We start from the raw sequence: 22,484 nt of genomic DNA, 5'->3' as shown, positions 1-22,484 counted from the left end.
CCCGTCGCCGACCCGGCTCCCGTCGACCGGCTGGGCCCAGCCAATCTGTTCGCGACTGAGAGGACCCTGAAAGGCGAGGACACCGGCAGTCGCACACGCCCTGGGGGTCAGTCGCCCGGTTCGCTGTCGCCGGTCAGCGGCAGACGGATCTGGATCGTCATTCCGGGGCCAGGCAGCACCCGCACGGTCCCGCCGTGCGCCGCAACGATCTCCCGGGTGATCGGCAGGCCCAGACCACTTCCGCCGTCGGCGCGGGCCCTGCTCTCGTCGAGCCGGACGAACCGTTCGAAGATCCGTTCCCGCTGGGCGACCGGCACGCCCGGCCCATCGTCGGTGACCTCCAGGCATCCCCATCCGTCCTCGGCCCCGACCCGTAGGAGCACCTCGTGGCGTGCGTGGTGAGCGGCGTTGTCAGCGAGGTTGCGCAGCGCCCGCCCGAGGTCGTGGGCGTCGCCGGTCACCCGCACCGCGGTGAGCTGGGTTCGGACGGTCAGGTCCGGTCGGCGGGCGGAGAGGTGCTCCCGCTCGGTGTAGGCCAGGTCGTCGAGGTCGACGTCCTCACGGCGCAGGGTGAGCCCGTGTTCGTCGATACGGGCGAGGAGCAGCAGGTCGGCGACCAGCCTGCCCAGTCGCTGCGACTCTCGGCGCATCAGTCGGACCAGGTCGTCGTTCGCGCCAGGCAGGGGCGTCATCGTAAGGCGGTCGAGGCCGGCCTGCAGGGTTGCCAGCGGGCTGCGCAGTTCGTGGCTGGCGTCGGCGATGAACCGCCGTTGACTGGTCGCCGCCGTCTGCAGTCGGTCGAGCATGCTGTTCATCGTCTGCGCGAGTGCCGCCACCTCGTCGTGCGCTTGGGGCACCGGCACCCGGGCGTGCAGATCTCGGGCGGTGATGCCCGCTACCCGACGGCGAATCGCCTCCACCGGACGCAGCGACCGGCCAACGAACAGGAACACGGCCGCGCCGATCAGCAGCAGCATCGCCGGCAACCCGATGACCAGGATCGCGGCGATCACCTCGGTGCTCTCGTGGACCGGTCGCAACGACTGGGCCACCAGCACCGTCCGGGTGCCCGAGCTGGTGCCGACACCAATCGCGACCACCCGATAGGCGTCATCGTCCGCGAAGGGCAGCGTCCGCTGTTCCCGCAGCGTCTCGCCGGCAGCGGGACGCAGCCGGGACAGTGGCACGGCACCGTCGAGCGTCGGCGACGCCGCCTGCACCACACCCGACGGCGCCAGTACCTGCACCAGGCTCTGCTCCCCCGGACGGGGCTTCAGCGTCTGGGCGATGGCACCGGAGTCACCGCCAGCTACCGCCGTGGCCACCTCGGCGGCGCGTTGCCGGGCAGCCGCGTCCACGTTGCGGACCAGGTTGGCCCGGGCCAGGTAGACGAAGACGGCCGCGCCAATCCCGAAGACCACCGCCACCACCATGGTGGCGGCCAGCGCCGAACTCAGCCGCACGCCCAGGCGGCGGCGTGCCCACCGGGCCGGGGCCCGCAACGAGGTGAGCATCGTGGCCATATCCGCAGCCTAGGGTCCACGGGGCTGAGAAGGCGCTGAGAGACCGCCAGGGTGGTGCGACTGCGCCACGTGGGGCACTGTCATCCGCCGTCGGCGGCCAGCCGGTAGCCCATGCCCCGTTCCGTCTGGATGGCCCGCCTGCCAAACGGATGGTCGATTTTGCGGCGCAGGTAGCCGACATACACCTCGACGATGTTGGGGTCGCCGTCGAAGTGGGCGTCCCAGACGTTGTCGATGATCTGCCGCTTGGACACCACGTCGCCACGATGACGCATGAGGAACTCCAGCAGCGCGAACTCCCGGGCGGTCACCCGGATCGGTTGCCCAGCGCGGGTGACCTGCCGCCGGGCCGGGTCCACTGCCAGGTCACCGGCGGTCAGGATCACCGGTCGGGCCGGGGCGCCCCGGCGGATCAGTGCCCGCAGGCGGGCCACCAGCACCACGAACGAGAACGGCTTGATCAAATAGTCGTCGGCGCCGAGGTCGAACGCGTCGGCCTGGTCGTACTCGCCGTCCTTGGCGGTCAACATCAGCACCGGCGTCCACACGTCCCGCGAGCGCAACTGGCGGCACACCTCGTAGCCGTTGAGGCCGGGCAGCATGATGTCGAGCACCACCGCGTCGTACGGGTTCTCGGTGGCTGCCCACAGCCCGTCAATCCCGTTGTGCTGCACATCGACGGTGAATCCCTCGTCGGTCAGGCCGGCGCGGATCACCTCCGCCAGGGCGGTCTCGTCCTCGACGACCAGCACGCGCACGCCGCTCGTTCCTTCCCGCCCGTAGTCCCGGCGGACCCGGCCGGGTCCGCGTCACCTCCGATCATCGCGCGCGAAGGGGCGGAGGCGGCCGAGTCAGGATATAGGCGACCCAAAAGGCCAAGATCGGGCTCAACCAGGACCGTGGGGACGCCGCCGCGGCCACGGGCCCAGTACACCCACGGCACATATGCCCACACGTCAGCGACGGCTCGGCCGGGGTTTCGGCGTGGCGGGTTGGAGACGGCTGCGGGCCACCAGTTCGACGGTGAGGACGACGGCGACGGCCTCTACGGCGAGGAGCCCGACGAGGACGACCAACTGCGTCACTCCGGCGGCGAGCGGGCTCGCTCCGCCGAGCAGCACACCGACGAAGGCGCCGGGCAGGGTCACCAGGCCAACCGTCCGGGTCTGGTCAAGCGCCGGGACCAACGCCTGTCCCGCCGCCGGACGGCACACCAGCAGCACCGCGTCGCGGGGCAGCAAGCCCAGGGCCAGGCCGGCCTCCACCTCACCGCGCCTGCTGGTCAGCTCGTCGAGCGCGCGCCGCCCGGCCAGCGACGTCGCGGTCATCGCCCCGCCGATCAGGATCCCCGCGACCGGGATGATCGCGATGCCGCGCATCGGCACCAGGCCCGCCAACAGCAGCCCCGCCACCACAGCCATGCTTCCCACCACGATCGGCGCGCCGGCCCACCACCCCCGACCGCCGCCCGTGACACGCCGACCGGACGTGCCCGCCGCCACCGCGCACATCAGGACAACAAACGCAGCTGTGGCCCACAGCGACACCGCGATGCCCACGATCAGCAGCGACACGGCACCCAGTTGGATCGCGGCACGGACGGCGGCGACCATCACCTGCCGACCGTGACCCAGCTTTCCGAAGGTCACGACGACCGCCGCTACAAGGGTCAGGACAACCAGCGCGACACCGAGCTTCGGGCCAACCACGAGCATGGTCGAGGACATGCCGACAGTCTCCCGCCACGCCCGGCCCTCGCGGTCGCGGCCGACATGCCGCGCTGTCGATATTCGCCGAGCGTAGGACGCTGGAGACGGGCGCCCGGGTACGTGCTCCTCCGGGCACCCGCCCCCGGCGGGGGTTGGTCAGCCGCGTCGCCACTTCTGGTTGGCGCCGCCGTTGCAGGTCCACAACTGCAGGACCGCGTCGTTGTTCGGGTCCCAGTCCTTGATGTCGACGCACTTGTTGGCCTGCGGATTGACCAGATCACCGGCGCCGCTGAGCACGAACTGCTGCGCCGGGTTGCCCGAACAGGTGGCGATCTGGATGGCAGCGCCGTCGGCAGTGGAACCCCAGGCCACGTCCATGCACTTGTTGTTCTGGGTACGCAACGTGCCGCCGACAAACTCCCAGCGCTGGTTCGTGCCGTCGGTGCAATTCCAGACAATCAGGCGTTGACCATCGCTGAAGTTCCAGTTCGGTACGTCGATGCACTTGTTGTGCCAGTTGCTGACGATCCGGCTGGAGTCGCCAGCGGTGGTGGTCAGAGACAGCCCGTAGCGCTGAAGGATCGGTGTGATTGGCTGGTAGAAGAAGTTGCCTCCGGCGTCGCAGTTGCCGGTGGTCCCGGAGGTGACGCCTTGCGCCTGGTTGCCTGAGATGACCGCGCCTCCGGAGTCGCCGGGCTGCGCGCAGGCGCTGCTGCGCACCAGGCCCACGACCGCACCCTGGGCGTAGTTGACGGTGACGTTCTTGGCGGTGATGGTGCCGCACCGCCAGCCGGTGGTGCGTCCCGAGCGGCAGACCGAGCTGCCTTGGACGGCCTCACCAGAGCCGGCGACCAACACGTTGCCGCCGGCGTAGTTGTTCACCCACGGCTGGGAGGCCCAGGAGCCGTTGGTACGAACCCAGCCGTAGTCGTTGCCGGGGAACACCGACTCGGCGACGGTGCCCTGATCGACGTTGTTGAAGCCGCGGGTGGGCGCTCCCGCCCCACCGCAGTGACCGGCGGTGACGAAGCCGCCGGCGACCGCAAAGCCGACCGAGCACAGCGTTCCGGCACCGATGGCGTACTGGTCGCCGCCCCGGATGTCGAAGACCGGCCGTGGCGTTTCGGTGGTGACCCGGACGGTCACCTCGTCCGGGTCGGCAGTACTGCCCCGGACGAACGCGAGACCGGCGGATCGGGACGTGGCTGCGACGACAACCGTGTTGGTGACCGGGTCGACGTACCAGGTGCGCACCGCGTCCGCGGCGCCGGCCGCCACCGAGTCCAACGCCGACTTGGTGGCATTCAGCTGTCGCTCGGAGCGGGTCACGACCCTCGGTGTCGCGCCGGCGGCCCGTACCGCGGCGGCATCCGCGGCCCGGGTGACGCCCACGAGCAGTTCGGTGCCGTCGACCCAGGCGCCGGCATACCGCTGGCCCAGCGCGCTACGGAGACGTTCGGCGGTCGGTGTTGCGGCGGCCTCCATCCGGAGCCGGACCTGGACCTGGGCGTCGGACAGATGGAGGTCTCGGCGCATCGCCTCGGTCATGGACACTGCGGAGTCGTGCGGCGGGGAGATCGGGTCGGACGGCGGCGCGGCGGCGGCGCCCTGGGACGGTACGGCGAGTGTCGCGCCGGCGATGACGGCGACGGCGGCGGAGCGCCATGTGGTCTGTTTCACGGGGGTGTCCTCTATTGCATGGTGGGGTTCAGCGTGGGTGCTCGAGCCGTCCGGGCATCCGTTCGGGGGGACGGATGCCGGCAGCGGCGGGTGGGACGTGGTTCGGGGGTTGGTCAGCCGCGTCGCCACTTCTGGTTGGCGCCGCCGTTGCAGGTCCACAACTGCAGGACCGCGTCGTTGTTCGGGTCCCAGTCCTTGATGTCGACGCACTTGTTGGCCTGCGGATTGACCAGGTCACCGGCGCCGCTGAGCACGAACTGCTGCGCGGGGTTGCCCGAACAGGTGGCGATCTGGATGGCAGCGCCGTCGGCAGTGGAACCCCAGGCCACGTCCATGCACTTGTTGTTCTGGGTACGCAACGTGCCGCCGACAAACTCCCAGCGCTGGTTCGTGCCGTCGGTGCAGTTCCAGACGATCAGGCGTTGACCGTCGTTGAAGTTCCAGTTCGGTACGTCGATGCACTTGTTGTGCCAGTTGCTGACGATCCGGCTGGAGTCGGTGGCCGGGGGCGGCGTGGTGGGCGGCGGGTTGCCGCCGGTGAACGGCGAGAGGATGATCGCCGCCGAGCGGGGGTCACCATGGTGCACCAGCGACTCGAAGCCACCGACGTCGTCGTAGGCGAAGCCGTACGCCTTGCCGTCGGCCATGTTCGCGTGGACGATCCGCGAGTAGTGGTTGGGCGAGCTGTTGCGGTAGAACTGGTTCGCATCCAGCACCGGCTCCTGCGACGAGGTGCCCAGGGTGCCTCGGTTCAGCGCCGTGCACAGCGTCCGCTTTATCTCCGGCTCGATGAACGGTGGCGTGTTCGGGGCGTTGAACACCCCGTCGCAGCCCCAGACGTTGGCCGTGCTGGGCTTGGCCACCGTGGCGACCTGAGCGCCGGCAGAGTCGGTGAAGACCATGGTGTTGCCGTTGGTCCGGCCGAAGAACCGCCGGTTCGGCTCGTTGACCCGGGGCACGACGGTGAGGGTTCGGCCCGTGTAGGCGTTCCACGCCGAGGTGATGTATCCGTCCAGGTAGTTCGGGCTCATCAGGCCGGCGTCCATCGCCTTGCCGGGCGCGAGGACCCGCAGGACGGTGCCGTCGGAGCGGGTGTACACGGAACGGGCGAAGTCGCCGTTGGCCCGGATCTGGTTGATCACGTTCTCCCGGCCGTTGGCGACCGGGTCGCCGGTGCGGATCGTCTGTCCGTCGGCACCGGTGACGCTCACGCCGTGCGGGACGGCGAACATGTCCACCTGGGAACTGTTCAGCCACAGACCCGAGTCGTTGTAGGTGAACTCGGACCAGTCGAACAGGATGTCCCGGTTCGGGTCACCGCCGGCCCACGGAGCGGGTTGGACAAGCCCGTCGGGGCTGAGACGGAGGTCCAACTTCCGGCCGAAGGAGAAATAGATCCGACCCGAGATGAACCGCGGGACGCGTACGGTGACGCTGCCTCCATTGCCTGGGCCCGAGATCGCGACGTCCGGCGCGGGGGTCGGTGGCAGGCCACCAGCGGGCCAGGCCGAGAACTGTCCGGCGGCATTGACGTAGCCGAGCCGGCCGCCGGGGCGGATATCCTGCCCCAGGATGTAGAGGAACACGGCCTCGCCGCGGCCGGAGTTGTTCGTGACGGTGACGGGTAGGACATCAGGCCCCACCGCGTCGGCCGGCTGCGGCATGACGGTGACCATCGGAACAGCGGTGACAAGGACCGCCGCAGCGGCGCCGAGAGCCACCCTGAGGCGGCCTAGCATCGACAAGCTCTTGTTCAACCGGAACCTCCTGACATCGGCCTGGCCCGTCCTGACGGCCAGGACGAGTCCGAGAGAGCGCTCTCACAGCCTGATAATCATCGATGGCAAAGTCAACAGCAATCGTTAACTTTGTTGCCTGTGATTCGGAGGTCATCAGGTCCCAGATAACCCGGGAGCACCATGAGGCAGCGTCAACGGGCGGGCATCGTGGACGGCCCACCCTCTCGGTGTCGGCGCCCCGGGCCGGCTCGGCGGTCAGGCACTCTGGGTTGAACCCCAGGGTTCAGCGGATGCCCACGAAGAACCGGGTCTGGTCACTGCGGTGCAACGCGTAGTAGGCCTCGAAACGGGTGCCGTCGGGCAACCAGGCCACGGATTCGATGCCGAGCAGAGGCGTTGAGGTCGCCACCTCGAGCAGCGCGGCGTCGTCGGGCTCCGGGAAGACCGCTTCGATCCAACGGTCGGCTGCGGCGGCCTCCAGCCCGTAGCGGCGTCGCAGCACGTCGTACAGCGACTGGTTCTCGAGCACGGCGCGCTCCAGGCCGGGCACCAGGCGGGCCGGCAGAGCGGTATCGACGAGCAGCCACGGCTGTCCATCGACCCGTCGGAGTCTGCGCATCCGTACGACCTGCTCGCCGTGCGGGATCTGCAGCAGCTCGGCTTCGCGCTGGTCCGCCTCGCCGAGGCTCTGGCTGATCGTGTGGGTGGCCACCCTGCGGCCGGCCTCCCGCAGATCGTGCGCGGATCCGGACACCGAGCCGACGAAGTGCAGCTCCGTCTTACGTGGAGCGACGAAGGCGCCCCGCCCTTTGACCTTGTAGATCATCCGCTGCTGGACGAGCTCACGCAGCGCTTCCCGCACCACGGTCCGAGAGACGCCGAAGATGTCGCTCAACTCCGCCTCGGAGGGCAGCGGCTGGTCCGGGCCGACCTCACCTGACTCGATCTGACTGCGCAGCGCTCGCATCAGCTGCATCCACAGCGGTTCGCCCCCGTCACGGGTCAACCGCCGGTAGGTCATCGTCATGGATCCCCTTCTCATCGATCGCGTACAGCATGCCATGCCGGCAATGCTGTCGTTACAGGTTGCTCGGAATTCTGAGGCGGGATCGCGGATGGCGGGAACCACCGTCGGGAAATCCCCTGGTCGTTACGCCCCTGTTACCAGAAACACTGTGACGTGCAACACGTTCTTAACGCAGATCTAGCGCACCTGTCACTACAGGTCTGTAATAACTGGACCTCGCCCCACCCCCGTGGTGGCCAGGCAACCTGCGCACACCGTGTCCCGCTCCGGCGGGGCCGCTCTTCCTGGAGGCCCCCACCATGCGCGTCCACCACACATCCCGGCGCTGGCGCGCCGCAGCGTCAGCCTCGCTCGCGGCCGCAATCGCGGTAACGGCGTCCGGTTGCGGCTCCGGCTCGAACGACGGCGGAGGGAGCGCAGGCGGCGACAAGCCGTTCATCGCGCTCAGCAACGGCTTCATCGGCAACGGCTGGCGGCAGACGATGATCGCCAAGTTCGAGGCCTCCGCCGCCAAGGCGCAGAGCGACGGGCTGATCGGCAAGTTCAAGGTCGTCAACGCCCCCGGCGAGAACTCGGCCACCGAGCAGGTCGCCCAGATCAAGAGCCTGCTGCTGCAGAAGCCGGACGCCCTGCTCATCGACCCGGCCTCGCCGACCGCGCTCAAACCGGTCATCCAGCAGGCCTGCGACGCCGGCATCAAGGTCGTGGTCTTCGACTCAGCGATCGACGCCCCCTGCGCCCACGTGCTGCTCAACAGCTTCAAGGACTGGGCGACGGCCGCAGCCGAGCCGCTGGTCAAGGGCATCGGCGGCAAGGGAACGGTCATCGTCAGCCGCGGCGTGGTCGGCTCCCAGCCCGAGGAGGAGATGTACAAGACCACGCAGGAGATCCTGGCCGCCAACCCGGATGTCAAGGTCGCCGCGACCGTCAACGGGATGTGCGACGGCGCCAAGGCGCAGAAGGCCGTGCTCGGCGTGCTGTCCAGCGTGCCGAAGGTGGACGGCGTCATCGGCTGCGGCGACGGCTACGGCGTCGCCCAGGCCTTCACCACGGCCGGCAAGCCGATCCCGGCGCTCACCTTCGAGACCAACGGCCGCGCGCTGAAGTACTGGCAGGACAGCAAGCTCGACAACGGCTCGGTCGCGGTCATGTCCGACCCGGGCCAGTCGGTGGCCGCCCTCTGGGAGGCGATCGACCTGCTCGACGGCAAGGACATCCCGAAGGAACTGACCTTCCCGATCGTGCTGGTGGAGCAGAAGGACGTGGCCGCCTGGGCCGGCGCGCTCAAGCCCGACGAGTACGCCGCCTGGCCGTGGACCCAGGACCTCTTCCGCAAGCAGGTCGAGGCCGTGAAGACCGGTGGCGCGCCGGTCCAGCCGCCGATCCCGACGGCCGCCGGCTGACCGGGACATCCCAAAGGAGCGGATCATGCACGTCGACAACCTGCCGGTGGGGTCGCTCGCGGCCCCGCCGGCGGGCGACCGGGAGGCCACACCGGCCCAGCCGGTCGTCACCGCACGGCAGGTGACCAGGACGTACGGACGTACCCGGGCGCTCACCGGCGTGGACCTCGAGGTCCGCGCCGGGGAGGTGCTCGGCCTCGTCGGCCACAACGGCGCCGGCAAGAGCACGCTGATGCGCGTCCTCGCCGGGCTGGAGGCGTGCGACGAGGGCGTGGTCACCGTCCGCGGGCAGGAGGTGCCGCGCGACGTCGGGCCGGGGGCTGCGGAGTTCCGCGCCGTACGGATGGCCTACCAGGAGACGTCGCTCTGCCCCGACCTCACCGTCGCGGAGAACATCTGGATATCCTCCCGATCCTGCCTGCCCCGACTGCGGTGGCGGCGGGCGGCCAGCGTGGCGGTCCAGCGCCGGCTCGACGAGATGTTCCCGGGTCACGGGGTGGCGCCACGGGACCGGGTGGAGGACCTCAGCCTGGCCCGCCGACAGATGGTGGAGATCGCCCGGGCGAGCCTGATCGACCGCCTGGACCTGCTGATCCTCGACGAGCCGACTGAGTCCCTCGGCCCGGACGCCGCCCGCTCCCTGTACGACCACGTCCGCACTCTCACCGCGCAGGGCTCGGCCGTGCTGCTCATCTCGCACCGCATCCGCGAGGTGCTGTCGGTGGCTGACCGGGTCGCCGTGATGCGCGACGGGGCGGTCGTGGCGGACAAGCCGGCGGCCGGGCTCAGCGAGGCCGACGTCCTCGTCCTGATGGGGGCCGAGGTGGCCGCCCCGGCCAACCCCGACCCGGTGCCGGCAGCCGTACCGGCCGGTGACCGGCCGGTCATGGCCGAGCTGCGCGGCGCCAGCGGCCAGGGCCTGCACGACGTCTCGGTCCGCATCGGCGCGGGCGAGGTCGTGGGCCTCGCCGGACTGGCCGGCCAGGGCCAGCAGGAGGTGCTCGAACGGCTGTGGCGCCCGGTCCGCAAGGACACCACGGTGCACGGCACCCGCGCGTACGTGCCGGGCGACCGGCAGCGCTCCGGCGTGTTCCCGCTGTGGTCCGTGGCGGAGAACCTGATCGTCACCGCGCAGCGCGGACTGGCCCGGTACGGCCTCCGCCGCCGGGCCGAGGAAGGCGCGGCGGTGCGGAGCTGGGTCGACCGGCTGGCCATCCGCGGCGGCGCCGACGCGGGCATGACCGAGCTCAGCGGCGGCAACCAGCAGAAGGTCATCGTGGCCCGGGCGTTCGCCTCGACGGCCGACCTGGTCCTGCTCGACGACCCGTTCCGCGGGGTGGACGTGCACACCAAGACCGACCTGTACGCGCTCATCCGCGCGGAGGCTGCCAACGGCCGCAGCGTCGTCTGGTACTCGAGCGAGAACGCCGAGATGGCGCACTGCGACCGGGTCTACGTGCTGCGCGCCGGCCGGGTCGTCGCCGAACTGACCGGCGAGGAGATCTCGGAGGAACGGATCATCGCCGTCTCCTTCGCCGAGTCGACGGGAGCACCGCGATGACCAACCTCGTCGTGGCGGCCGTGCCGCCACGAGCCCGACTGCGCCGCCTCGCACCGGCCATGGTCAGCACGATCGCCATGTTCGCGATGGTCGTCGTCTGCGCGTCGCTGCAGTCGGACGTGCTGACCGTCACCGGTCTCACCCTGATCCTCTCGGCCACCGTTCCGCTGGTCATCGCGGCCCAGGCCCAGATGATCCTCATGTCGGTCGGCGACATCGACCTCGGCATCGGCAACTTCGTCGGCCTGGTCACCGTCCTCACCGCCACCAAACTGGTGTCCTCGCCGGGCACCGGCGTCCTGCTCCTGGTCGGCCTCGTCGCGGCGTACGCCCTGCTGGGCGCGCTGATCCACCTGCGCCAGGTGCCCTCGCTGATCGCCACCCTCGGCACCTCGTTCGTCTGGCTGGGGCTGGGCCTGTTCGTCCTGCCCACCCCCGGTGGCAGCACGCCGGAGTGGCTGGCCACGTTCGGATCGTGGGCGCCGGCCGGATTCCCGGCGCCGCTGCTGCCGATCCTCGTGGTGTCCGCGCTGGTCTGGCTGATCGCCACCCGCGGCTCCGTCGGGGTCCGGGTCCGCGCCTTCGGCAGCAACCCGGTCGCGCTGCGCCGGGCCGGCCTGAGCCCGTTGGCCGCGCGGGTCGTTGCGTACGGGATGGCCGGCGCGCTCGGCGTGCTCGCCGGTCTCCTGCTGGCCTCACAGACCGGCGGCGGCGACGTCTCGTCCGCCTCCAGCTACACCCTGATCACGATCGCCGCGGTGATCCTCGGCGGTGGCTCCTTCCGGGGCGGCACCGCCGTGCCGTGGGGCGTCGCCATCGGCGGAGTGACGCTCGGCCTGGTCAGCGTCGTCCTCAGCCTCCTCGACGTGCCGTCCAACATGCAGTCGGCCGTCCAGGGCGCGATCGTGCTGGCCGTGCTCGCCGGCCGCGTCGTGGTCGGAAAGGTACTCCGATGACCCTCCGTACGCTCGCCCGCCCCTGGATCTGGGGCTTCGTCGCCGCCGCGCTCGTCTGGGCCACCATCCTGGCGCTGTCCAGCCAGGGTGGCGGGCAGACCGTCTCCCTGGCGCTGTCCCTGGCGCCGTACCTGGTCGTCGTGGGCCTGGGCCAGATGCTCGTGATCACCGCCGGCCCGGGCAACATCGACGTCTCGGTGGCGCCGATCATCTCGCTCGCCGGGTTCGTCGCGGTCGCGGCGACCGCGTCGACCGGATCGGTGGCGGTCGGCATCCTGGCGGGAGTCGGGACCGGCCTGGCCGTCGCCGCGATCAGCGTGCTGGCCATCCTCGGCCTGTCCATTCCCCCGATCATCGCCACCCTGGCGGCCGGGCTGATCGCCTCGTCGCTGACCCTGTCGCTGGCCGACGGCTTCACCGCCATGCCCGACGACGGGCTGCGCCGGCTGCTCAACCTGCGCCCCGCGGGCGTACCGGTGCTCGCGGTCGCCGTGGCCGTACTCACCGCGCTGATCGTCGCCCTGCTCAGCCGTACGACGTACGGGCGGTCGCTGCTCGCCGTCGGCCAGAGCCGGCCGGCCGCGGAACGGGCCGGCATCCCGGTCGCCCGGATCATCGGCGCCACGTACCTGGCCAGCGGCGCCCTCGCCGGACTGGCCGGCGCCCTGCTGGCGGCGTACATCGCACCCTCGCCCGACCTGGGCACCCGGTACCTGCTCGACTCGGTCGCCGTGGTCGTGATCGGCGGGACGCTCATCTCGGGCGGTCGCGCCGTACCGGTGGGCATCTGGGGCAGCGCGCTCTTCTTCATCCTGCTCGACGGCCTGGTGAACCTGGTCGGCTGGAGCACCGCCGCGCAGAACCTGCTCAAGGGCGGCCTGGTGCTCTTCGTCCTCTTCCTGGCCGGTGGCGGTACGCGCCGCGACGCCACCACCTCCCGACCCCGGCGACGGGCGCGTCCCGCGACCGTCGCCACCGCCGCAACGACTACAGGAGACAACACCCATGGCTGACACCGACGGTCTGCTCGATGCCCGGGACTTCGGCGGGAGCGAGCGCCCGGCCACCGGCTTCCATGTCAAGGGCGCCCACGCACAGGACTGGGGACTGCAGAACCGGCTCGCCCGGATCTTCCGCCCCGACAACGGCCGTACCGTGATGCTGGCCTTCGACCACGGCTACTTCCTCGGCCCGATGGCCGGCCTGGAGCGGATCGACACCAACATCGCCCCGCTGGTGCCGCAGGCCGACGCGATCATGATGACCCGGGGCGCGCTGCGCACCAGCATCCCGTCGCACAGCACCGCCGGCGTGGTGCTGCGCGCCAGCGGCGGCCCGAGCGTGCTGCGGGACCTCTCCGACGAGCACCTCGCGCTCGACATCGAGGACGCGGTCCGGCTCAACGCGGCGGCCCTGGCGATCCAGGTGTTCATCGGCGGCGAGCACGAGTCGCGGTCGGTGGCGAACCTGGCCAAGCTGGTCGACGCCGGGCAGCGGCACGGCATCGCCGTCCTTGGTGTGACCGCGGTCGGCAAGGAGATGGTCCGCGACGCCCGCTACTTCCGGCTCGCCACCCGGATCAGCGCGGAGATGGGTGCGCACATCGTCAAGACGTACTACGTCAACGAGGGCTTCGAGACGGTGACCGCCAGCTGCCCGGTGCCGATCATCGTCGCCGGCGGTAAGAAGCTTCCCGAGCTCGACGCGCTGACCATGGCGTACCGGTCGATGCAGGAAGGCGCCGCGGGCGTCGACATGGGCCGCAACATCTTCCAGAGCGAGCACCCGGCGGCGATGCTCGCCGCCGTCCGCGCCGTGGTGCACGACGACGCGAAGCCCGAGGAGGCCCACGAGCTCTTCCGCGAGCGGTCGGCCGGTTCCGCAGCATCCTGACCCACCCCCAGGGGTGCGGGTCCCGGCACGCAGCCGCGGACCCGCACCCCACACCCCCGGGAGCCTTCATGTCGCAGCCACAGACCGGACCCGATGACGTCGTCGACCTCGTCATCGTCGGCGCCGGCATCAACGGCCTTGCCATCGCCAGAGACGCCGCCGACCGCGGCCTGAGTGTGGTCGTCGTGGACCGGGGCGACGTCGGCGCCGGTACGACGAGCACGTCGAGCCGGCTCATCCACGGTGGCCTGAAGTACCTCGAACGCTACGACTTCACCCTGGTGAACGAGTCCATCCGCGAACGCCACCTGCTGTTCCGCACCGCCCCGCACCTGGTGCACGACTACCCGATGCTCATCCCGTCCTACGCCCGCGACAGCCGACCGGGACCGCTGGTCCGGCTCGGCCTGGCGGCCTTTGACGTGCTGGCCGCCCGCCGCGGGCGCGGGATCAGCCGGGGCCTGTCCGCCCGCCGGATCGGTCAGCGCTGGCCGCAGCTGTCGCGCGACGGGCTGCGCGGCGGGGTGCTCTTCCGCGACGCGCAGGTGCCGTGGGCCGAGCGGCTCTGCGTCGAACTGCTGCTCGACGCGGAACGGCTGGGCGCGCGGGTGCTGACCTACACCACGGTGACCGGGCTCATCGTCGAAGACGGCCGGGTGCTCGGGGTGCGGACCACGGACAACCGGTCCGGTCAGCAGGGGCGGATCCGAGCCCGGCTCACCGTGAACGCCGCCGGGCCGTGGATCGACCAGATCCTACGCGGACAGGTCGAGAGCCGGCGGCTCAACGGCGGCACCAAGGGCAGCCACGTCATCCTCGACCCGTTCCCCGGCGCCCCGGACACCTGCATCTTCTTCGAGGCCGCCGCCGACCAGCGGCCGATCTTCATCTTCCCGTGGGCGGGTCGCTACATCCTGGGCAGCACCGACCTCACCTACGACGGGGACCTCGACGAGGTCGTCGCCAGCGACGCCGAGATCGAGTACCTGCTCAACGAGACCAACCGGATCATTCCGCAGGCCAAGCTCACCCCGGCCGACGTGCTCTACAGCGTCGCCGGGATCCGCCCGCTGCCACACACGGCCGGCGTCTCGGACAACGCCAAGATCAGCCGTGGGCACACAGTGCTCGACCACGCGCCGGCGTACGCCGGACTGCTGTCGATCATCGGCGGCAAGCTGACCACCCACCGGGCGCTCGCCGAGGACGCCACCGACGCGGCGCTGAAGGTGCTCGGCCGGCCCCGCGGACGGTGCACCACCCGTACCCGGCCGCTGCCCGGCGCCGACACCGCCGACTGGCGTACGTTCCGCGCGGAGTTCCAGCGCTCGGCGACCCCGTTCACCGGCGACCAGCGGGCCCGGCTGCTCGACCTGTACGGGGTGCGGGCGCGCCGTGTGCGCGAACTCGTCGTCACCGATCCATCACTCGCCGAGGTCGTCGACGAGCAGAGCGGCGCGGTCGCCGCCGAGATCGTCATGGCGTTCCGCGAGGAGAGGGCCGTGACGTTGGCAGACGTCCTGCTGCGTCGTACCCTGATCGGCCTCGGCCCGGACATGGCGCTGTCGACCGCCGTGACCTGCGCGGACGTCGCCGTCCGGCATCTCGGCTGGGACGACGAACGGGCCCGCGCCGAGGTGGCCGCCTACCACGCCGAGCTGCGACGCTTCCGCCCGCGCGCGCTGAACCTCTCGGCGGCAACCCCGAACAGCGACAGGAGGACGTCATGACGACACCGCACATCTGCTACCTCGGGGTCGACGTCGGCTCACCGCCACCAAGGCGGCCGCCTTCGACATCGAGGGCCGCGAGCTCGCCGTCGTGCACGCCCGCACGCCGCGCACCAGCGTGACCGCCCACCGTCACGACGTGGACATGCCCGCGCTGGCCGACACGGTGATGTCACTGCTCGGCGAGATCACCGGCAAGCTGGCCGCCGACGGGTACGCCCCGGCCGGCATCGGGGTGGCCGCCCACGGCAACGGCCTCTACCCGGTCGACGAGGCGCTGCGCCCGGTGGGGCCGGCCATCGCCTCCTCGGACAGCCGCGCCCAGCGGATCGTCCAGGCCATCCCGCCGGAGGGGGCACGCCGGCTGGCCGAGGAGACCGGGTCGATTCCCTGGGCCGCCCAGCCCAGCGTCCTGCTGCGCTGGCTGCGGGACAACGACGCCGACGCCTACGCGGCCACCCGGTGGGCCCTCTCCTGCAAGGACTGGGTCACCTCGCAGCTCACCGGCGTGGCCAGCGCCGACTACAGCGACGCCAGCGCCTCCGGCATGGTCGCGCTCGGCACCCGCGCCTACACCGCCACGGCGCTCGAACTCGTCGGGCTGCCGGCCACCGACCTCGACCGGTTCCCGCCGCTGCGGCGCTCCGACGCGGTGGTCGCCGGGCTGAGCGCCGCCGCCGCGGCCCGCAGCGGGCTCCCCGAGGGCCTGCCGGTCATCGCGGGTTGCATGGACTGCGTGGCGGCGACCCTCGGCGCCGGGGGCCGGGAGGTCGGGGACGGGACGATCATCGTCGGCACCTGGGCGATCAACGGCGTCGTCGTCCCCGCGCGTGCGCCCGCCCCCGAGGTAACCCTCAGCGCGTTCATGCCCGACCCGGCCACGATGCTGGCCATGGAGGTCGCGCCGACCTCCGCGGCGAACCTGGAGTGGCTCGCCTGCGCCGGGGTCGCGCACGACCAGGTCGGCAGCGTCGCCGCGGCGGAACTCCTGCGGGAAGCGGCCACCGTGCCACCCGGCGCGGACGGTCTGCTGTTCCTACCGTTCGTCAACGGCTCGCCCGAGCACCCGTCGGCGTCCGGCACCTTCCTCGGCATCTCCAGCAATCACCGCCGCGGCCACCTCACCCGAGCGGTCATCGAGGGGGTCGCCCAGTACCACCGGGTGCAGCTGGACCGGGTGTTGGCCAGCGGCGCGGACGTCGGGGACCGCCCCTGGCGGCTGGCCGGCGGAGGCGCCCGGTCAACGGTCTGGGCGCAGATCTTCGCCGACGTGCTGGGGCGACCCGTCCGGCGCCAGCTCACCAGCGAGCTGGGAGCCCGCGGAGTCGCCTCCCTGCTGCCCGGCGCCCTTGCCCACGACGTGCCGCCGTGGACCGTCAACGACGAGGACGACCTGTGCGTGTACCCGGGACCCGACCGGGCCGCATACCTTGCGCACTCCCAGGTGTTCGACCGCTGTCTCGCCGGCATGTCCTCCGTTTGGTCGGAGGTCGAGCGCTACAGCACGACCTGACGTGCACCCAGGGATTGCAGGTCACCGGAGCCCGCTACGGGGCGGCCCCCGCGTGCGAGACACCGAATCGACCAACCCTCCTCCCCCTGCGGGTCCGATCCGGAGTTCGCTGTCGACCGGCGGTCAGCGGTCTACCCTGAAGATCTACCCGACACTTCAGGTGACGCTCCGACGGCGACTCCGGAAGGGCCCGACGTGACCGCAGAGACCTCCGGCGGCTCAGGTGCACTGATGCCCGCCGCGTTCATCGGCCATGGCAACCCCATGAACGCTCTCGAGGTCAACCGATACACCACCTCGTGGAGGGCGTTCGGCGCCGCGGTGCCGCGGCCCCGAGTCATCCTGGTCATCAGCGCGCACTGGTACACCAACGCCACCGCCGTCACCGCGATGCCCCGGCCGCGGACCATCCACGACTTCTACGGCTTCCCGCAGGCGTTGTTCGAGGTGGAGTACCCCGCGCCGGGGCTGCCCGACCTGGTTACGGAGATCAGCGACACTGTTCACCCGACCTGGGTCGGCGCCGACCTCGACAGCTGGGGCATTGACCACGGCACCTGGTCGGTCTTGACGCACGCTTTCCCGGACGCCTCGGTCCCGGTCGTACAGCTCAGCATCAACGCCGACAAGCCCTTGGACTACCATTTCCAGCTCGGCGCCAAACTCGCTCCACTGAGACAACGCGGAGTGCTCATCATCGCCAGCGGCAACGTCGTGCACAACCTACGCGGCATGGACTGGAAGCTGACCGACGACGGCTACGACTGGGCCCAGCGCTTCGACGAGGACGCCAAGACCCGCATGTTGACCGATCCGGGCGAATTCGCGACGCTCGACACCCACCGCGACTTCCGCCACGCGGTGCCAACACCGGATCACTTCATTCCCGCGCTCTACCTCGCCGGTCTGGCCGCCACCGCCGACGCGCCGGACACCGACGTCCTCGTGGACGGCTACGCCTACGGATCGTTGTCGATGACGGCTTACACCCTCGGGCTGCCCTGCCCCGACGCAGCTGGCGAAGGCGGATCCCCACAGCCGCCCGACGACCTGCCGGCCGACGGCTCGAACATCTAGGGTTGCGCGCGACCTGACGGAAGGTGGCCCGCAGAGCTGACAACGCCGCGACCTGCGGCCGGAGAGCGTCCGGAACCGCAGGCCGCGGCGCGATCGTGCGAAGGCGTACGACCGGATCAGCCGCCGCTGTTGGAGCGGGTGGGGGCGGGCGCCGACCCGCCGGCCACCGCTCCCGGGTGCGGAGTGGCCGTGACCGTGGGCCTCAGCCCGACCGGTACGGCCAGCGCACTGCCCTTGGCGAACTCGTCCCAGCCGACATTCCAGGCCGTCCAGCCGTTGCCCGGATCCAGCGCCACCTCGGTGCCCTTGACCGTCACCAGGTCGCCGACCTGTGTGATCCCCATCAGCCAGTCGGCGTTCTCGTTGGAGACGTTGGTGCAGCCGTGCGAGACGTTGGTGTTGCCCTGATCCCCCACCGACCACGGTGCGGCGTGGATGAACTCGCCGCCGTTGGTGAGCCGCTGGGCGTCCTCGACGTCGACGATGTAACCGCCATTCGGGTCGCCCATAGTGTTGAAGGTCGTGTAGTCGAACTTCTCCATGACCACCATGGTGCCGCTGGAGCTCGGTGTGCTCGGCTTGCCGAGACTGACCGGAATCTTGCGCAGCAGCTTGCCGTCCCGGTAGACCGCCATCTGCTTGGTGGCGTTGTCGATGTCCAGCGACACCTGCCGGCCGATCTTCGAGGTGCCCGACCGGTCCGCGTCGCCGATGGCGTCCTTACCGATCGGCAGCCCTTCCAGCGCGCTCCGCACGCTGATCTTCGTGCCCGGCTTCCAGAAGTCGGGCGCCCGGTACTCGACCTGCTTGCCGTCGTCCAGCCAGGACCAGGTCCCCGGCTGGGGTGGATCCGTCTTCACGAACAACCGCCGCTGCACGTCCGCCCGGGCCTCCTTCGGAATCGCCGGGTCGAACGTGACCACCACCGGCATGGCCGTCCCGTACGTCTGGTCTGCGGCGAAATTCAGGACGGTGGTCACGGCCTGTCTGTTGCCCGGTTTCGCCATTGTCCTGAACGTCGTTCTCTGCGTGGTCGTCCGGCCCTTGCCACCGGTCGCGGTCACCTCCGCCGTGTACGTCCGCGAATTCTGCAACGGCTTGGCCGGCACCCAGCTCGACCCGTCCTCCCGCGGCTCCGCCGGCACCTGCGCACCCTTGTCGTCGGTCAACCGCACCGAGGTGATCTTCCCGTCCTTGACGGTGGCCCCCACCTCCGCGCTGACCGGCACGTCCCCCGCGTGGTCGCCGGGTGTCACGGTCAGTTGCGGCGGTGCCGTGTTCGCTTGTCGGGCTCCCGGCAGGCGGTCGGCGGTGCATCCCGCCAGGACCAACGGCGTGGCCGCGATGGTCACCGACAGCAGCCTCAATCGCTGCCTCAGCTCCATATTGTCCCCCCGTTCATGGCTTTCCCTCTGCCCACATTTTCACCACGGCGGAGAGATGTCGGCGGCGATTTCAGCGGAACCGTCGCGCAAGGCTCCGGAAACCTTTCCCCACGCATTCCCTTATGGCGTGAACCGGCCCGGTCATTTCCGTTCGTGACCGTTCCGACAAAATGAGTACGCCACTGCTCGCCCATCCCGTCCCGGCCGCGTTGCGCCGGCGCTTCCGCTTACGGCGACTCGGCCCGGGAGCCACCCGCAACTCCCGGCTGATCCGGATCGAGCGCGACTCGACCGTCGTGCGCCGGTTCGCCAGCAGCGCACGGATCGCCGCCGGGCCGGGCACGTCCGGCAGGCACTCCGCCGCCCCCCAAGCTGCCATGAAGCCGGACCGTCGGGCGAAAGCTTCGCGAAGAAGCAGAAGGAACGCGAGCCCGCTGCGGTGGCGGATTTCGAGCCGTCGCTGGACTACTTTCGGCAACCCGGCTGGGCTCGCCAGATCGGCGAATTACGGTGCATTGACGTGACCATCATTCGCGTTACCGCCGTAGCACTCAGCGCCTTCCTGGCCACGCCGGTTGTGGTGGCCGAGTCACCGACGCGCACGGCCGCCACGCCCGACATGCCCTGCCCGGCCGTGAAGCCGGCGGTGCCGCCGCCCGCCGGAGCGTCTCCACCACCGGTCGGTGCCGCCGATCGGGCGGTCGGCGGTGCCGCGCTGGCCACGACCGGCCTGGCCATTCCGGTGGGTGCGCCGACGGCGCCGGCGGTGACGGCCACCTCGTGGCTCGTGGCGGACCTCGACAGTGGCGCGGTGCTGGGCGGGTGCGGCCCGCACGAGCTCCGCACGCCGGCCAGCGTGCAGAAGATGCTGCTGGCCGCGGCCCTGATGCCCCGCCTGGACCCGGCCCAGATGGTCGAGGTGACCCGGGCTGATCTGCAGGATCTCGATCCGGCCAGCTCGCTGATGGGGGTGGTCGAGGGTGGCCGCTACTCGATCGAGAGCCTGTGGCTGGGGCTGCTCCTCAAGTCGGGCAACGACGCGGCCAACGTGCTGGCCCGCGTCGGCGGCGCCGCCGCCGGCCGGCCGGGCGGGGTGCAGGCGATGAACAACGAGGCGCACCGGCTGCGCGCGAATCAGACCCACGCGGCGACGCCCTCCGGTCTGGACGGTCCCGGCCAGTACACCAGCGCGTACGACCTGGCGCTGATCGCGCGGGCCACCTACGCCCGCGAGGACTTCCGGCGGTATATCGCGACCCGGGTGGCCCAGATAGCCGGCGACGCGGGCACCCCGGGCTTCGCCATCACCCATGACAACACGCTGCTGGACCACTACCCGGGAACGCTCGGCGGAAAGACCGGCTTCACCGACCTGGCTCGACAGACGTACGTCGGGGTGGCCGAGCGCAACGGGCGGCGGCTCGCGGTGACCCTGCTCGGCGCGGAGACCGCGCCGCTGGGCAGCCTGGGCGAGGCGGGAGCCCTGCTCGACTGGGGCTTCGCCCTCTCCCCCGGCGCGTCCGTCGGCCGCCTGGTCACCCCGGGCGAGAAGACGGACGACCATGCCGCGGCCGCCGGCGAGGGCGAGCACCACGGTCAGGCCGGGGACCGGTCGCTGCTGTCCTTCCCGGCGGTCCTCGGCCTCGGCGCCGCCGCGGCCCTGGCCGTCGTGCTCCTGGCGGCGCCCCGGTGGCGCAGGGCCATGCGGCAAGCAGCTGACCGGACCGCGCAGAGCGAGCGATCAGCGGCCGACCCGTCCCCGTCCGAACCGTAGGCGGACCACGCCGGCGCGCCGCCCGCGCAGGACCGGGATCCGGTGGACGTTCGCCGGCAGCCACCCCAGCGGACCCCGGCCCCGCGGCGACCGCAGCTCCGACACCTCCGAGATGTTCGGGTGCAGCCCGCGAAGGCTCGGCCAGTCCGCCGAGTCGAGGCACCAGTGCATCTCGGGGGGCGGTAGCCAAATTCCCGGGCGCTGGCCCGGGGCACGGCACGCGCCATCCAGCCGGCGACCGTGTCGATGGCCATCACGCGCCGATCTCGATGATGTCGCCCCGGTGGTCGTCGGCCGTCACCCTGCCACCATCCCCGCGATTTCCCGCTCGGTCCCCCCGTCGGGCGCGGTGGCCGGCGCATGTGAGGATGCGGCGCATGCGTGCCGTGATCTTCGACGAGTTCGGTGTTCGGCCCCAGGTCCGCGACGTCCCGGACCCGGTGCCGCCGCCCGGGGGCGCCGTCATCCGGGTCGAGGCGACCGGGTTGTGCCGCAGCGACTGGCACGGCTGGCAGGGGCACGACCCGGACGTCCGCCTGCCGCACGTGCCCGGCCACGAGTTCGCCGGCGTGGTCACGGCGGTCGGCGCCGGCGTACGCGGCTGGCACCCCGGCGACCGGGTCACCGTGCCGTTCGTCTGCGCGTGCGGGCAGTGCCCGGCCTGCCTCTCCGGCGACCAGCAGGTCTGCGAGCGGCAGACGCAGCCCGGCTTCACCCACTGGGGCTCGTTCGCCGAGTACGTGGCCGTGCAGCACGCCGACGTCAACCTGGTCCGGCTCCCCGACGAGCTGGGCTACCCGGCCGCGGCGGCGCTCGGCTGCCGGTTCGCCACGGCGTTCCACGCGGTGGTCGGCCAGGGGCGGGTCGCCGCGGGCGAGTGGGTGGCGGTGCACGGCTGCGGCGGCGTGGGGCTGTCCGCGGTGATGATCGCCGCGGCCTACGGCGCGCAGGTGGTGGCGGTCGACGTCGCCCCCGGCGCGCTCGAGCTGGCCCGCCGTTTCGGGGCCGCGGTGTGTCTGGACGGCTCTGCCCTCACCGGGCCCGGCGCGGTGGCCGCGGCCGTCCGGGAGGTGACCGGCGGCGGCGCCCACCTGTCGCTCGACGCCCTGGGCAGCCACGCCACCTGCACCGCCTCGATCGAGAGCCTGCGGCGGCGCGGGCGGCACGTGCAGGTCGGCCTCCTCCCCGCCGCCCAGGGCCGCCCGGCCCTGCCGATGGACCTGGTGATCGCGTACGAGCTGGAGCTGCGGGGCAGCCACGGCATGGCCGCGCACGCCTACCCGGAACTGCTCCGGCTGGTCACCGCCGGCGTGCTGCGCCCCGCCGAGCTGATCACCCGCACCATCGGGCTCGCCGAGGTGCCCGACGCCCTGACCGGAATGGACCGGCCCGCCCCCGGCGGGATGTGCATCGTCCAGCCTTGACCAGGACGACGCTCGGGTCGGGCAGCGGACACGTCCCAGGTACGCGTAGGCCGCGGAGTAGCTCGCCGCCGCGGCACCGAAGACGGCCGG

17 protein-coding genes are annotated in these 22,484 nt (G+C 71.3%); 10 read left to right on the top strand and 7 right to left on the bottom strand.

The window, feature by feature from the left end; all coding sequences use genetic code 11:
* Positions 1-107 precede the first annotated feature (107 nt).
* From ACFYPR_RS19495 to ACFYPR_RS19470, 6 genes are all read right to left on the bottom strand, one after another.
* Positions 108-1,523, bottom strand: a complete 1,416-nt coding sequence (locus ACFYPR_RS19495) for a HAMP domain-containing sensor histidine kinase (protein ID WP_355066599.1) — start codon at positions 1,521-1,523, stop codon at positions 108-110.
* Positions 1,524-1,603: 80 nt separating this feature from the next.
* Positions 1,604-2,281, bottom strand: coding sequence for a response regulator transcription factor (locus tag ACFYPR_RS19490; protein ID WP_354857778.1), 678 nt, complete (start codon positions 2,279-2,281; stop codon positions 1,604-1,606).
* Between the two features lie 198 nt (positions 2,282-2,479).
* Positions 2,480-3,250: an ABC transporter permease gene (locus tag ACFYPR_RS19485; RefSeq protein WP_354857780.1), complete on the bottom strand. Its 771-nt coding sequence runs from the start codon at positions 3,248-3,250 to the stop codon at positions 2,480-2,482.
* Between the two features lie 138 nt (positions 3,251-3,388).
* Positions 3,389-4,912, bottom strand: coding sequence for a ricin-type beta-trefoil lectin domain protein (locus ACFYPR_RS19480; protein ID WP_387261334.1), 1,524 nt, complete (start codon positions 4,910-4,912; stop codon positions 3,389-3,391).
* 113 nt (positions 4,913-5,025) lie between these two features.
* Complete coding sequence (locus ACFYPR_RS19475) at positions 5,026-6,651, bottom strand: beta-1,3-glucanase family protein (RefSeq protein ID WP_387261331.1); 1,626 nt, start codon at positions 6,649-6,651, stop codon at positions 5,026-5,028.
* 283 nt (positions 6,652-6,934) lie between these two features.
* The gene (locus ACFYPR_RS19470) at positions 6,935-7,678 is read right to left on the bottom strand and encodes a GntR family transcriptional regulator (protein WP_354863294.1); all 744 of its coding nucleotides are present in this window, start codon (positions 7,676-7,678) and stop codon (positions 6,935-6,937) included.
* 299 nt (positions 7,679-7,977) lie between these two features.
* Here ACFYPR_RS19470 and ACFYPR_RS19465 point away from each other — a divergent pair, with 299 nt between their 5' ends.
* The 8 genes from ACFYPR_RS19465 (at position 7,978) to ygiD (ending at position 17,811) form a co-directional block, all read left to right on the top strand.
* Positions 7,978-9,081, top strand: coding sequence for an ABC transporter substrate-binding protein (locus ACFYPR_RS19465; RefSeq protein ID WP_354863295.1), 1,104 nt, complete (start codon positions 7,978-7,980; stop codon positions 9,079-9,081).
* A gap of 25 nt (positions 9,082-9,106) precedes the next feature.
* A complete protein-coding gene (locus ACFYPR_RS19460) occupies positions 9,107-10,642 on the top strand; it encodes a sugar ABC transporter ATP-binding protein (RefSeq protein ID WP_387261328.1) in 1,536 nt (511 codons plus the stop codon).
* The gene (locus ACFYPR_RS19455) at positions 10,639-11,598 is read left to right on the top strand and encodes an ABC transporter permease (RefSeq protein ID WP_355067963.1); all 960 of its coding nucleotides are present in this window, start codon (positions 10,639-10,641) and stop codon (positions 11,596-11,598) included. Before ACFYPR_RS19460 ends, ACFYPR_RS19455 begins: the two co-directional genes overlap by 4 nt.
* Entirely contained in the window at positions 11,595-12,611 is a 1,017-nt protein-coding gene (locus tag ACFYPR_RS19450) for an ABC transporter permease (protein ID WP_387261325.1), read from the top strand. The genes ACFYPR_RS19455 and ACFYPR_RS19450 overlap by 4 nt, the downstream gene beginning before the upstream one ends.
* Positions 12,604-13,491 carry a 3-hydroxy-5-phosphonooxypentane-2,4-dione thiolase gene (gene lsrF, locus ACFYPR_RS19445; RefSeq protein WP_354863282.1) on the top strand — a complete coding sequence of 296 codons (888 nt, stop codon included), beginning with the start codon at positions 12,604-12,606 and terminating at the stop codon, positions 13,489-13,491. The genes ACFYPR_RS19450 and lsrF overlap by 8 nt, the downstream gene beginning before the upstream one ends.
* 68 nt (positions 13,492-13,559) lie before the next feature.
* The gene (locus tag ACFYPR_RS19440; RefSeq protein ID WP_355067959.1) at positions 13,560-15,221 is read left to right on the top strand and encodes a glycerol-3-phosphate dehydrogenase/oxidase; all 1,662 of its coding nucleotides are present in this window, start codon (positions 13,560-13,562) and stop codon (positions 15,219-15,221) included.
* A gap of 13 nt (positions 15,222-15,234) precedes the next feature.
* Positions 15,235-16,734, top strand: coding sequence for an FGGY-family carbohydrate kinase (locus tag ACFYPR_RS19435; RefSeq protein WP_387261871.1), 1,500 nt, complete (start codon positions 15,235-15,237; stop codon positions 16,732-16,734).
* A 195-nt stretch (positions 16,735-16,929) separates the two neighbouring features.
* A complete protein-coding gene (ygiD, locus tag ACFYPR_RS19430; RefSeq protein ID WP_354860313.1) occupies positions 16,930-17,811 on the top strand; it encodes a 4,5-DOPA dioxygenase extradiol in 882 nt (293 codons plus the stop codon).
* 116 nt (positions 17,812-17,927) lie between these two features.
* Here the strand turns inward: ygiD and ACFYPR_RS19425 are convergent, their stop codons facing one another.
* Positions 17,928-19,196 (bottom strand): Ig-like domain-containing protein, encoded by a 1,269-nt coding sequence (locus ACFYPR_RS19425; RefSeq protein ID WP_355067955.1) that lies wholly within the window; start codon positions 19,194-19,196, stop codon positions 17,928-17,930.
* A 520-nt stretch (positions 19,197-19,716) separates the two neighbouring features.
* Here ACFYPR_RS19425 and ACFYPR_RS19420 point away from each other — a divergent pair.
* Both ACFYPR_RS19420 and ACFYPR_RS19415 read left to right on the top strand, forming a co-directional pair.
* Positions 19,717-20,970: a D-alanyl-D-alanine carboxypeptidase family protein gene (locus ACFYPR_RS19420; protein WP_387261322.1), complete on the top strand. Its 1,254-nt coding sequence runs from the start codon at positions 19,717-19,719 to the stop codon at positions 20,968-20,970.
* A 377-nt stretch (positions 20,971-21,347) separates the two neighbouring features.
* A complete protein-coding gene (locus tag ACFYPR_RS19415) occupies positions 21,348-22,394 on the top strand; it encodes a zinc-dependent alcohol dehydrogenase family protein (RefSeq protein ID WP_387261320.1) in 1,047 nt (348 codons plus the stop codon).
* Positions 22,395-22,484 lie beyond the last annotated feature (90 nt).

The organism is Micromonospora sp. NPDC005254, assembly GCF_042872525.1.
GTDB lineage: Bacteria > Actinomycetota > Actinomycetes > Mycobacteriales > Micromonosporaceae > Micromonospora.
This window is presented reverse-complemented; position numbering and strand designations above follow the sequence as displayed.